Annotated in this window: 12 protein-coding genes; 3 read left to right on the top strand and 9 right to left on the bottom strand. The window is 67.3% G+C overall.

All coding sequences use genetic code 11. The annotated features are described in order from the left end of the window. Positions 1-112: 112 nt before the first annotated feature. The 4 genes from ACGFSA_RS30250 to ACGFSA_RS30235 form a co-directional block, all read right to left on the bottom strand. Positions 113-382, bottom strand: a complete 270-nt coding sequence (locus tag ACGFSA_RS30250; protein WP_393309231.1) for a hypothetical protein — start codon at positions 380-382, stop codon at positions 113-115. Positions 383-798: 416 nt separating this feature from the next. Then, positions 799-2352, bottom strand: coding sequence for a DUF6851 domain-containing protein (locus tag ACGFSA_RS30245; protein ID WP_393309230.1), 1554 nt, complete (start codon positions 2350-2352; stop codon positions 799-801). Between the two features lie 400 nt (positions 2353-2752). Further along, entirely contained in the window at positions 2753-2884 is a 132-nt protein-coding gene (locus ACGFSA_RS30240; RefSeq protein WP_393309229.1) for a hypothetical protein, read from the bottom strand. Between the two features lie 274 nt (positions 2885-3158). Next, complete coding sequence (locus tag ACGFSA_RS30235; protein ID WP_393309228.1) at positions 3159-4133, bottom strand: beta-ketoacyl-ACP synthase 3; 975 nt, start codon at positions 4131-4133, stop codon at positions 3159-3161. 474 nt (positions 4134-4607) lie between these two features. On the opposite strand from ACGFSA_RS30235, the gene ACGFSA_RS30230 reads away from it, so the two are divergent. Together ACGFSA_RS30230 and ACGFSA_RS30225 are read left to right on the top strand one after the other, a co-directional pair. Continuing rightward, positions 4608-4928 (top strand): response regulator transcription factor, encoded by a 321-nt coding sequence (locus ACGFSA_RS30230; protein WP_393309227.1) that lies wholly within the window; start codon positions 4608-4610, stop codon positions 4926-4928. A gap of 267 nt (positions 4929-5195) precedes the next feature. Beyond that, entirely contained in the window at positions 5196-5702 is a 507-nt protein-coding gene (locus ACGFSA_RS30225) for a hypothetical protein (protein WP_393309226.1), read from the top strand. A 96-nt stretch (positions 5703-5798) separates the two neighbouring features. On the opposite strand, the gene ACGFSA_RS30220 is transcribed toward ACGFSA_RS30225, so the two are convergent. The 5 genes from ACGFSA_RS30220 to ACGFSA_RS30200 all read right to left on the bottom strand — a co-directional run bounded on the left by ACGFSA_RS30220 (position 5799) and on the right by ACGFSA_RS30200 (position 10363). Beyond that, complete coding sequence (locus tag ACGFSA_RS30220) at positions 5799-6719, bottom strand: SDR family NAD(P)-dependent oxidoreductase (RefSeq protein ID WP_393309225.1); 921 nt, start codon at positions 6717-6719, stop codon at positions 5799-5801. Positions 6720-6780: 61 nt separating this feature from the next. Further along, positions 6781-7791, bottom strand: coding sequence for an SDR family oxidoreductase (locus tag ACGFSA_RS30215; RefSeq protein WP_393309224.1), 1011 nt, complete (start codon positions 7789-7791; stop codon positions 6781-6783). Then, a complete protein-coding gene (locus ACGFSA_RS30210; protein WP_393309223.1) occupies positions 7788-9113 on the bottom strand; it encodes an NAD(P)/FAD-dependent oxidoreductase in 1326 nt (441 codons plus the stop codon). Before ACGFSA_RS30210 ends, ACGFSA_RS30215 begins: the two co-directional genes overlap by 4 nt. 63 nt (positions 9114-9176) lie before the next feature. After that, a complete protein-coding gene (locus ACGFSA_RS30205; protein ID WP_393309222.1) occupies positions 9177-10052 on the bottom strand; it encodes a class I SAM-dependent methyltransferase in 876 nt (291 codons plus the stop codon). Beyond that, positions 10049-10363, bottom strand: coding sequence for an acyl carrier protein (locus ACGFSA_RS30200; protein ID WP_393309221.1), 315 nt, complete (start codon positions 10361-10363; stop codon positions 10049-10051). Before ACGFSA_RS30200 ends, ACGFSA_RS30205 begins: the two co-directional genes overlap by 4 nt. A gap of 338 nt (positions 10364-10701) precedes the next feature. On the opposite strand from ACGFSA_RS30200, the gene ACGFSA_RS30195 reads away from it, so the two are divergent. Further along, positions 10702-11550: an alpha/beta fold hydrolase gene (locus tag ACGFSA_RS30195; RefSeq protein ID WP_393309220.1), complete on the top strand. Its 849-nt coding sequence runs from the start codon at positions 10702-10704 to the stop codon at positions 11548-11550. The last annotated feature ends 376 nt before the right edge of the window (positions 11551-11926 follow it).

Raw genomic sequence — 11926 nt, 5'->3', positions numbered from 1 at the left:
GCGACCCGCACCGTCTGCTCCGGGACCGGCGGCAGCCCCATCGGCCGCAACGACATCACAACCCACCCTCCACGGCCGGACGACACGTAACGACCACAGGAACGATCATCACCTACCGGTCAAGCAGCCGCCGAGAATTGCGCACCAGAGTCACCCTGTCCTTCAAAGACAAGGCGGAGGGACGCTTGTGCCCGGAGTGCGGCGGATCGTGCGGGTCGAGTCGCTGCTCGCCATCGGTCTCGAAGCAGTGGTCATCTGCGACAGTGGGCCACCATGTCTGCCGGCGCCAGTTGCCGTCGTCGGGAAGGCGTCCGGCGCGGCCCTGGGTGATGGCGGTGAAGACCACCGGCGTCTGCGGGGGCTTGGAGCCCTCCCGTGACATGGTGACCAGCGCGAGCGCAGAGGGACCCTGTGCAGCCGCAGAGCCTTGGCCGCGCCGGCGGCAAGGGCACGTCACATACACCGCGTGCGCTCCGGAACCCAGGCAGTGGTCTTGGCAATGCGTCCAACGCCGCGCTCCACGGCTGAGCCGCGGAGCGCGGGCGGAGGATCTCGCGGCGCAAACCCGCAGGTCAGGCGCCCTTCTTGGCAGGCTCCAGAATCGCCACGCACTCCACGTGCGAGGTCATCGGAAACACACCACAAGGAGTGGCGTTGGGAGAAACCGAGTCCGCACTGATCAGCGCCCGCCACTGCGACCAGTCCCGCCGACGGGTCAACGTCCTGTGGGCACCTGGAGCGTGACGGACGGTGCTGCAACCCCACACCGCCTGTCACGCCCGCCACTTGACATCTTTATCAGCGATCGACGTCGCCCTTGACGTGCCGCTGCACGAACTCGTAGGCCAGGTCGCCGAACTGCGCGCCGAACTCGATGGACCTCTCGACCGTCTTCTCGAAGTGCACCCCGCCCCACACCCGGCTGGCGCCACAGTCCCGAACGAAGTCGGTCCAGGTGGCATAGTGCAACTTGACTTCGCGGGCGGGGGTGATGCCCGGCTCCACCAGCGTCGAGCCGGCGGGAGCGGTGTAGCTCAGGTCCAGGACGTCATCGTCGAAGAAGCGCCGCGCCGCCTGCGCCTGGGCGGCGCAGAGCGTCGTGGAGCCGGACGGGTAATCGGAGTGGTCCCCCACGTTCAGGTAGCTGGCCCACTCGTTGGCGGGGATGTCGTTGACCGTTCCCTTGCCGGGTCCGCCCCAGGCGGTCACCTTGCTGCGGCCGTACACGTGCCGGACCGCGCTGAACGGCCGCACGGCGTCGTACACGGTCTTCTGGTGCCAGACGGCGATCAGCGAGTCGTACAACGACACCGTGTTCCCGAAGAGCAGATGGATCCAGCTGTCCAAGTCCAGCTCGCCGTGGGCCAGAGCCGCGGCGCCCACCGACCTGCCGAGGCCCAGAATCTTGTTGTCGAAGAACTCCGCTGCCACCTTCTGCTCGTCGGTGAGGGCGGCCGACACCTCCAGGATCCCGTCCACCGAACGCTTGTAGGCACTGGGTTGGGTGTGGTCGGTGTGCCGGGGCGGGGCGAGCTTGAACCGGCTCGGGTCCCGGAAGGTGTGGGCCTTGGCCAGCCTCATCTGCGGGGTGACGAACTGCTGGACGGTGAAGATGCCCTTGTCACCCGCCCCTCCGCCGAGGCGGCGGCTGTGGGGCCCCAGCTTCGGCTGCCAGCGCGAGGGGTTGACCAGGTCGAAGGCAGTGTTCACCGGCCGGTAGCCCGTGTAGTCCTCGAAGGGCTGGCCGTTGAACTTGCGGCCCACGTCGCCAAGCTGGTTCATACCGTCCCGCTTGGCGGCCGCGACGACGGCCTTGCCGGCCAGGTTGCCGATGCCGACCGGACTGGTCCGGTCCTCCGACTCGTCGTCGGGGTTCAGGCCGACCGCGATCATCAGCTCCCGGAATTTCGACTCCCGCCCCGGCTCCGAGCCCTTTATCACTTGGTAATTGGCGTGCAGGGCGGCGATGTTCTTGTTCCTGTTGCTGGACGCCTCGCTGGAGGGGCGACGGCCGAGACGGGAGTGCACGCCCACCGCAGTCGGGTGGTAGGGCGCCGTCGCGTCGAACCACGCGGTCGTCGACAGATGGATGAACCGGTGGAGCACGGTCACGTCCATGGGGGCGATGACGTCCATGTCCGGACGGAACTGGGCGATCAGGTCCCGGATGAAGTTGCCGCTGTCGAGGTCGAAGTCGGCGGCCGACTCCGCAGCCGAGCGGGTGGGCTCGCTGGCGGCGGCCGTTCCGCTGTGCCCCAGGGTGGCCAGCGCCGCGGTCGAAGCACCGCCGAGCAGCAGCGACCTGCGCCGCGGCGAGAATCCTGCGACCGGAGAACGTCTGATCGTCGCCATGGGTCGTGTCCTCTTCTTTGAAGTGGCGGCTTTATCGCCGCAAGAAGGTTGCAATCTATGGAATGAGGCTAGGGAATTCGTTCGCCTCTCGGCCACTACACGATCAAGTAGTACACACTACCCACGCTGGAGCCTTGACGGGTGTTGCTCACCGTGAGCCCCTCCGGCAATAATGCGGAGGGGGAAGGTGTACTGCTTTCGGGGACGAAGTTTTTCCCGCGCGGGACGCATACGGAGGGTCCGATCACGCCGGACCAGACGGTCCCGGTTTCGGTGCCGATATCCTCAATTCCGCATGGTGATTCACCTCGACTTTCCGGGGAGAATCCCGGATACGTACAGCTATTGGCTACGGCGCAGGGTCTTCCGCCGATTCCCGCACAACGGAACACGGCGCGGGTCATTGCCGGGAGACGGAATGCACCAGCTGCGGGCTGCGAAGCTCCGGGGTGACGAGACCGTCTCCGTCAAGTTCTTCGAAGGTGACGACAAAGAGGCCCTTCAGCTCTCCGTTGACACCAATGTCAAGCATGGGCTGCCGCTTTCGCCGGCCGATCGCCGGGCCGTGGCCGGTCCAGCCGTATCCTCGCCAAACACCGACCATGGGCGGACAGGGGTATCGCGGCTGCTACCGGGCCGGCTCCGACGACGGTGAGCGCGATCCGGCACGCCTGCGAGCGGGCCGGGACCCGACCTTGACCCCTCAGCACGGCACCACCAAGGAGCGCATGCCATCCGTGGAGGCGGTGGGCACCGACGCGTACGCCTGCTGGAAGGCTGCCCCCGTGGCCACTCTCCGGTCGAGCTCAGGGGCAGGACACCACCTGCGCCGCATAGCTGAGCCCGGCACCGAAGCCCATCAGGAGGACCGGGTCGCCGGTCTGGATCTGGCCGAGGTCGATGAGGCGGCTCAGGGCGAGCGGGACGGAGGCCGCCGAGGTGTTGCCGGTCTCCACGATGTCGCGGGCGACTGCGGCGTTCGTCGCACCGAGGCTCGTCGCGAGGCGGTCTATCATCCGCAGGTTGGCCTGGTGAGTAACGAGGCCCTTGAGGTCTTCCGGGGCCAGCCCTGCGCGCGCACATGCCGCTTGGGCTACCTGGACAAGCTCGGTGGTGACCCAGCGGTAGACGGCCTGGCCGCTCATCGTCACGCTGCCGTGCCGGTCCGGGATGGCGATCAAAGATGCCTTCTCGCCGTCGCCTCCCCACACCACCGGGTGGATTCCGGTGTGCCCGGCGGGGACGACGACCGCGGCACCCGCGCCGTCCGCGAAGACCGTGGCGGTGTCGACGTCCAGGGGGTCCACCCAGTCGGTCATTCTCTCGGCGCCGACGACCAGTGCGCAGCGACTCGTGCCCGAGCGGACCAGACCGTCAGCAATCCCGAGTCCATAGCAGAAGCCCGCACAGGCGGCGTTGACGTCGAAGGCCGCGACCGTGGGGATGCCGAGCAGGGCGGCGACGGACGCCGCGCCGTTCGGCATGGGTGAGGGCATGGAGCAGGTGGCGAGGACGAGGAGGTCGACATCGTCCGGGGCGAGTCCCGCCGCGGAGAGGGCCTTCGCGGCGACGGTGGCACCCATGGCAGTCAGGGAGTCCTTCGGGCCCGCGAAGCGCCGCTCGCGGATGCCGACGCGCCGCTCGATCCACTCGGCGGACACGCCGAGTGGATCCCCTAGTTCCGCATTTCCCACAATCCGTCCGGGCCGGACGCCCGCGACGGCGGCGATCCGGGAGCCGGCCCCGGCGTCCAGAACGATCTGTGCAGATGAATTGGACAACTTACTGTCACCTCGGTGAGTCTGCGACGTCGGACAGCTCGGAAGCTGCCGACAGTTCATCATTCCGTCGATGCAGAATGCGGGTCGGCACAATATGCGGAAGCTGGGAATCCATTTGTATCGACGTTTTGCCGTCACCCGGAGGGGAGAGGCTTGGGCCGGCCATCGGGAAGTGCCACGCGGTCCATTTCGGCAAGCGGCTTTTGAGACAGAGTCACACAGGAAACCTGGCAGGGTGGCGAGAACCCCCCTCGGCACTTAGTCGTTTCCTGCCACATCCTGCTGCCGGACATCAACCGGTCGATCCGGGTTTGAGGGCGAGTTCACTGAGAACGCCTGCTGACAGCCCCTCAACACGACTGTATAGTCCGACGAGTTCCGGACATCATGGGGGGATGGCCAGTTCGCGCGCTTTCAGGGCTCCCAACTGATTCCTCCTCTGGTGGACGACTACGTGAAGGAACTGGAGAGCGCATGCACGGGGAGAACTATCCAACTTTGGAGAACGCCGGCTCGGAAACGGAGTTCGGAGGAAGCCTGGGCTTAGCGCAGGTGAACCGCTCAGACCTGCAAGGGCTGACACCGCGTGAGCGTGAAGTGCTCAGCGTGCTGTCGATCGCCGAGGGGAACAGGGCCCTCGCCCGTCGGCTGGGTATCGCCGAGCGAACGGTGAAGGCCCATTTGACGAGCATCACGCGTAAGTTGAGGCTGCGGAACAGGGTGGAAGCCACGCTCCTGTCGGTGCAGTGGGCGGACGAGCTCCGTCCGAGTCGGAAGAGTCCCGAGCACACGTGACAGTTCGTCCGACCGGTCCCCAGAAGGTCGACGTATGGACCTTCTGGATCCCTGATCATGCGGCGGCGGCAGTCGGCAGCGCGTGGATTCTCGGCGCCGAGGAATCCGCACGGGCCGACGAGTTCCAGGATCCGACGGCGCGCGAGCGCTATGTCGCCTCCCACGTGGGCCTCCGAGTGCTGCTCGGTGGATATCTGGGGATGGCACCGCAGGACGTGGAGATCTTCCGAGAGCCCTGTGGATGCCGGACTGCGACGAGCCGCACGGGTGGCCGGCGATCGCCGGCCACCCCCAGCCCTGCTTCTCGCTGTCGCATGCCGGGGACGCAGCTCTGTACGCGGTCGCGGACTCGCCCGTGGGGCGGGCATCGAGTCGGCCGAGCTGATGCGGGGCGGTCTCGACAGCGCGGCCCGTCGCCTGCACATCGAGGAGCGGCGTGCCGTGGCCGCCCTGTCCCCCGCCCTGCGTCACCGGGCCGTGCTCGGCTGCTGGGTTCGCAAAAAGGCGTATCCCAAGGGCATCGGGACCGGGCTTCCCGGCGGGGTGGACCGCCATCATGTGGGCCTCACCGAGGAGTTGGCGCCCGATGAGGCCCCGCCAGGGCCTGGGGGCTGGTCCATCGCCGATGTGCCCGCGCCCGACGGATACCAGGCTGCCATCGCCGTACGCGGCCAGAACGCCACGGAGGACGGCCCGCACCCCCTGGTGCGGGTCTCCCCGCTGCGGCTGCCGCAAGGCCGTGTCGGCCCATTTCCGGTGCCCCGGATTCACTGAGACTCACCTCGCGTGGTCGCTCCGGCCAGCCGTCCGACCTGCTCTCTCGGCCGGGCCCGGGGGGGTGTCCCCCGAGCGGAAACACAGCATTGCGGCCTACTGGTGTCCGCCGTCTCTTGCGCCGACCACTTTGTTCAGGCGATGCATCCGCGTGGCCAGGCTCATCCGGCCTTCGAGGCGGAACGCCGGCGGACGGCGCCCGTCCACGTCGTCGAAGCCGTACTCGACCGCCAGGTCGCCGGTGCTCAGCACCTTGCCCGTGCGCTCCAAGACGTTCGGGTCGGCGAGCAGCTCGGCGATCGCCCGGCCCACGTACTCCGGGGAGTGCACCACCGACGCCGGGCCGCTGCCCATCGCGTCCCAGGCCGCCTCCACGCGCTCCGTCCTCACGAAGCCCGGGTGCAGGGAGACCGCCGCGACGCCGCGCTTGCGCAGGTCGGAGGCGAAGCCGCGGCACATGCGGTCGGAGGCCGACTTGAAGACGTCATAGCCGACCTGGCCGAGGTAGATGTCCCCGTCGGAGAAGCTGATGCCGACCACCAGGCCGCTCTGCTGCGAGATCATCAGCGGGGCCAGCCTGCGCGTCACGTCGTACTGCCCGTGCAGCGACGCCTCGAACAGGTCGTAGCGCCACATCGGCTGGTCCCAGAAGGGTGCGTCGAAGCGGACCTCGGCGGACCGCTCGTACCCTCCCCAGGCGTTGTTGACCAGAAGGTCCAGGCGGCCGTGGTCGGCCTTGATCCGCTCGGCGAGGGCCTCGTTGTCCGCCGCCACTGAGTGGTCGAGGCGCAGGGCAATGGCCGTGCCGCCGCGCTGCGTCACCTCATCCGCGGTGTCGTCGACCGTGCCGGGCAGGTCCTCCGTGCGCCCACCGGTGCGGGTGCTGCGGCCGGTGACGTACACGGTCGCGCCCGCCTCGCCGAGGGCGAGTGCGATGCCGCGGCCCACGCCTCGGCTGGCCCCGGTGACCACGGCCACCTTTCCGCCCAGGTCCGGGGCGTTCCAGGCGTCGTTCACGCCAGTGTCCTTCCGTTGGTGGCGGGTGCGCCACTTCTCGTACGAAGACGGTGTCGGCTGTTCAGCCGAGGTACTCGGCGGCGTACTCCAGGCTGGCCAGATACGCGGCCGTGTCGTCGACGCGCGGGATTCCATAGCGTTCGCGCAGCTCGGGCATGGAGGTGGGCAGGACACCGCCGCTGCACCGGGTGACCTCGCTGACGTCCCGGAGGACCGAGAGGTATGAGCGGGTCATCGGGGGTGTCTTCGCGATGGCGTCGGGTTCGAGCTCGTCGGCGTTCACCACCGGTGGCAGGTTCAGCGAGCGGCCGCGCCCGGCCGCGTGCTTGACCAGGAGCTGGAGACAGGTCTCGATGTTCATCGCCTCCTCGCCATAGGTCACCCAGACCTCGCCCTGTTCATCGCCGAGTTCGATGGCGCGCAGCACCGCCTTGGACAGCAGGTCCTGCGGGACGAAGTCCATGCGGATGCCCGGGTGGGCGGGGATGAACGGCGCCCGGCCCCGGCCGATCCAGTCGGACATCAGCTGAACGATCTGGCCCTGTGAGGTCCAGCCCGTCATGGAGTCGCCGATGAGGTTGGTGGGCCGGAATATGGTGTGTGGCAGGCCGCTGTCCCGCAGCAGCTGCTCCGCCCGGTGCTTGGAACGGATGTAATTCCTGCAGACGTTCTCCTCGCCGAGGGGCACGGGCGCGCCCTGAGCGAGGGCGGCCACAAAGGCCGTGCTCATGAAGTGGACGGTGGCACCCGCTTGTTCGGCGAACTCAACGACCCGACGGGTGCCCTCGACGTTGATCGGCTCATAGCGCTCGGCGGCCAGGCCCCACTCGGTCAGGCCCGCCGAGTGGATGACGACGTCGACCTCGGCCGCGAGCGCGGCATGGCTGTCCGCGTCGAGCCCGAAGCGTTCCGCCGTCATGTCCAGGGCGACCGGCGGCTCTTCGGCCTCGGGGATCGGAGCGCTGTGGGATGCGGAGATGATCCGCAGCCCGGCCGGCGTCCGCTCCCGCAGGATGCTGCGGCCCACGACGCCGGAGGCTCCGGTGAGCAGGACCGTGCGACGGGCGCTCATACGCGGGACTCCTTCCAGTTCATCAGGCGTGCCACCGCACGGGCGCCGACGTAAAGGGCGGGCTCGGGCGGGAAGTCGGCGGGTGGCTTGCGTCGCTCGTCGTCCACGAAGAGCAGCCGGGAATAGTCGGTGTCCTTGCCGAGGGTGAGGTCGCGCAAGACCTTGCCGCCGGTGTGGGTCGCGGCGATGCCGTTGCCGCAATAGCCGTATCCGTAAAGGATGTTGCCGCCGTTGAGGGAACCGAAGTGAGGAGCGTAGTCACGGACGACATCGGCGGTTCCGCCGTACGCGTACGTGAACTCGACGTCCGCCCACATGGGGAAGAACCGCAGGAATTCCCGACGGATCTCACGGTAGACCTCGGGACGGTTCATGTTCCGCTGCCGCTTGTCCCGGCCGTAGTAGTACGGAGCGGGTCCGCCGGCGAACATGACACGGTTGTCGTGCGTAAAACGGGCACAGGTGAGAAGGGATTTGGCCTCGACCAGACCCTCACGTCCGGCCCACTCCACGCGGGCGAGCTGCGCGTCGGTGAGGGGCTCGCTCACCATCGCGTACGTCCAGATCGGCACGACCTTCCTGCGGAAGGGGGGGAAGGCGTCCATGTGGACGTTCGTGGCGAGCACGACCTTGTTCGCCTTCACGCGGCCACCAGCGGTGACGACGGTGGGCCGCACGCCCGGTTCGACGTGCAGGCAGGGAGACTTGTCATAGATGGTGACGCCCTTCTCACGCACGACACGGGCGATGCCGCGAGCGAGCTTGAAGGGGTTCACCAGGGCGCCGCCGGTGCGCATACTGCCCAGGACCGCGGGGGAGCCGATGATCGCCCTGGACACCTCGCGCGGCAGGATCTCGGCTTGTGCCGCGCCCATCCGCACGGCCAGGTCGCGGTCGTGTTCAAGGCGCTTGAGCTGGGCAGGGTCGGTAGCGACCATCAGGTAGTCATTGGCCTCGTACTCCGCGTCGACGCGGTTCTTGCGGGCGAACCTGCCGATTTCCAGTATCGACCGGCCCACGGCCTGCGAGGCCTCGAGGGCCCGCTGCAGACCGAATTCCTTGACCAGAGCCTGGATGTCCTTGCCGATGGTGGGGGTGACGAATCCATCGGCGCGGCCTGACGCCCCGTAACCGGAGTGGTTCGCCTCGACGATACGGATGTCGAGCGCGGGTTCGGCCTCTTTAAGGAAGTAAGCGGTCCAGAGTCCGGTGAATCCGCCCCCGACAATGCAGACATCGCAGTCGACGGCTTCCCGCAAAGGGGCTCCGACGGTGACCGGTTCGGTGTCGTGCCAGTAGACGACATGCTTGTACGCGTTCAATGAGTGCTCCTCAACAGGGCCACCGGCGGAGGGGTCCGACACAAGGATTTCTCGGACCTCTCGTCACACGGCTTCGAGGATCATCCTGGACAGGCCCAGGTGGCGGTTCGCGAAGTGGCCGACCGTCGCGCCCAAGTAACGTTCATAGTTGGCAACATTCTCCTCGCCCGCGACCTTCACGGCCTGATCGCGGTTGACCCGGAGACGGTTCAGCCATTCCTGACTGGTGCGACTGTAATGGTCCGGATCATTCCGCAGATTCACGATGTCGAAGCACTTCTCGCTCGACTCGATGACCTCGGAAAGGGCCGGAATCTCAGACTCCGGGAAAATGATGTCGATGATGAACATCAGGTCACGGACCGTCTGCTTGTCCATCTGAACGTTATTGCCCTTGATGTTGGTCTGCAGCGCGAGCCGGCCGCCCTTCGGAAGCCAGGCACGGCACCGCTCGAAGAACTCCCGGTACGCGTCGACGCGTTCGGCGCGTGACAGGCCGGTGCGCGCGAAGTGCTCGAACGCGCCGATGGAGATGATGGCGTCGTAGCGCTCTTCCGGCTCATGGTCGAGCCAGTTCTCCACCCGTACCTCGGTGCGTGGCAGGGCGGTCTGCCGCAGCCGTTCGGCCTGGCTGTCGCTGAGCGTGAGGCCGACGGCCCGCTGCACGCCATGGGTGCTCACCAGGCGGTCGAGCAGGCTGCCCCAGCCACAGCCGACATCGAGGACCCGGCCCGCGCCGGGCGCCTTGGCGCCCTCGATCAGATAGTCCAGCTTGCGCTTCTGGGCCGCCTCCAGGGTGTCGCCCGCATCGCTCTCGTCCCAGAGCGCACAGGTGTAAGTGAGGCCGCTGTCCAGCCACAGGGCAAAGAAGTCGTTCGAAACGTCATAGTGGTGGCGAATGGATTCTGCCGATGCGCCCCGGTAGTCGATGGCCGTCACGCGGCTGCACTGCCCGGGTTGCTCTCCCCGGCGAGTTTCACAAGGTCCGCCACCGTCTTGACGCTCGCGGCCTTGCTTTCGTCGAATTCGATGCCGAGGTCGTCCTCGATGGTGTAGACGATATCGGCTATCTGCAGGCTCGAAAGACCCACCGAGTCAAAGACCGTGTCGGCGTCGAGGGTATAGGAGCCCGCCTTGCTGCCGAGCTTCTTGGCGATACGGTCACATACCTCTTCAGCAGTGATCACGGAATGCCTTTCCGGTACAGGAAGATGATCGCCTGGAATTTCTGTGGACTGCGATGCAGCCACGCCGTCCAACAAGGCGCAGGCGAATGCGAGGGGCTCGGGTGCGAACCGCTCTCGGGAGCATGGCGAGTGGTGCCGGCACGGGACGGGAGTGGCAACGGTACCCACACGGCCGACAGGACACCATTGCCCTTTAGGGTGATGATCGTTCTTGGCCAGAATTGCGGCTGTCGAAACCGGAGTTCAGATGTTTTACTTGCTCCGGATCACCCGGCCGGGAGCCTGTGCGCCACCGGTTGGCCCAGCGTGGCCGGCCCTGGCGGGTTGGCCCCGCATGGTGGCATAGCCGTTGTCGGCCGTTCCCCTCCCCCGCATCCGATCAGGAACAAGGAGATTTCGACATGGCTGAGGTACACCTCGCGGCCGGCACTGTGGAGTACCAGGACACCGGCGGCGACGGGCCCGTGGTGGTCCTGCTGCACGGCGTAGCGATGGACGGCTCCCTGTGGCGGAACGTGGTGGCCCCTCTGCGCGCGGAATTCCGCTGTGTGGTCCCGACCTTGCCGCTCGGCGGGCACCGTACGCCGATGAAGGCCGACGCCGATCTGTCGATCCCCGGCGTGGCCCGGCTCGTCGCGGAGTTCCTCGACGAGCTGGACCTGCGGGACGTGACCCTGGTGATGAGCGACTGGGGCGGGGCGCAGGCACTCGTCGCCCTGGGCCGGGACGAGCGGGTGGGCCGCCTCGCCATCACATCCTGTGAGGCGTTCGACAACTTCCCGCCGGGCCTGCCGGGTTCGAATCTGTACACCTCCGCGAAGATGCCGGGCGGTATCAACGTCGCCTTCAAGCTCCTGAAGTGGAAACCGATGCGGCGACTGCCCATGACCTGGGGATGGATGAGCAAGCGGCCCGTCCCGCACGAGGTGATGGACGCCTGGTTCGAGTCCCTGTGGACCTCCGCGGAGATTCGCCGGGATTTGCGGAAGTACGTGCTCGGCGTACCTCCCAAGGAGGAACTTCTCGCCTGGGCCGACGCATTGCGGGACTTCGACCGGCCCTCGCTCGTGGTGTGGGCCGCCGAGGACAAGGTCATGCCGCTCGCGCACGGGCGGAAGCTCGCCGAACTCCTGCCCAAGAGCGAGCTCGTGGAGATCGCAGACAGCTACACCCTCATCCCCGAGGACCAGCCGGAACAACTCGCCGCGCACCTCCGGTCGTGGCTGCACACGGGCAGGGCCACCGGCTAAGAGCCTGTCGGGTGACCTCTGATCGGGCGGCCACGCCCTGGCACGCACGCTTCCCGCGTTGCCGAAATGCCCTAGTAGCTCCGCTACGAGGACCTTCCAGCGCCTTGGAATCGCACGCACCAGACCGCGTCCGCTTTCCGATCGAAGGTCACCCGACAGGCTCTAAGGGGTGTCCCGTCATCCCTGGCGGAACAGCGCGCGGCGTCGGATGCGGTGCATCGCAAGGCGGAGAGGCGTCCGCACACGGGATGTATTCGGACGTTCCGGCAAAGCGCCGAGGTGCCGTAGCTGTCGTCGTGCACCCGTCAGGGATCACGGAACAGCATTTAGGGGGCTCTGACGGATCTCCGTCGGAGAAGGAGCGGCGTTCGGTGCG

It is taken from the genome of Streptomyces sp. NPDC048496, assembly GCF_043200055.1.
GTDB lineage: Bacteria > Actinomycetota > Actinomycetes > Streptomycetales > Streptomycetaceae > Streptomyces.
Note: the sequence above shows the minus strand (reverse complement) of the source record. Positions and strands in the feature narration are given on the sequence as shown.

What these genes read in the sequence shown, in the direction of transcription:
- ACGFSA_RS30240 (WP_393309229.1), bottom strand. Translation starts at nt 2,884, where the DNA reads ATGCTTGACATTGGTGTCAACGGAGAGCTGAAGGGCCTCTTTGTCGTC.
- ACGFSA_RS30245 (WP_393309230.1), bottom strand. Translation starts at nt 2,352, where the DNA reads ATGGCGACGATCAGACGTTCTCCGGTCGCAGGATTCTCGCCGCGGCGC.
- ACGFSA_RS30250 (WP_393309231.1), bottom strand. Translation starts at nt 382, where the DNA reads ATGTCACGGGAGGGCTCCAAGCCCCCGCAGACGCCGGTGGTCTTCACC.
- ACGFSA_RS30195 (WP_393309220.1), top strand. Translation starts at nt 10,702, where the DNA reads ATGGCTGAGGTACACCTCGCGGCCGGCACTGTGGAGTACCAGGACACC.
- ACGFSA_RS30215 (WP_393309224.1), bottom strand. Translation starts at nt 7,791, where the DNA reads ATGAGCGCCCGTCGCACGGTCCTGCTCACCGGAGCCTCCGGCGTCGTG.
- ACGFSA_RS30230 (WP_393309227.1), top strand. Translation starts at nt 4,608, where the DNA reads ATGCACGGGGAGAACTATCCAACTTTGGAGAACGCCGGCTCGGAAACG.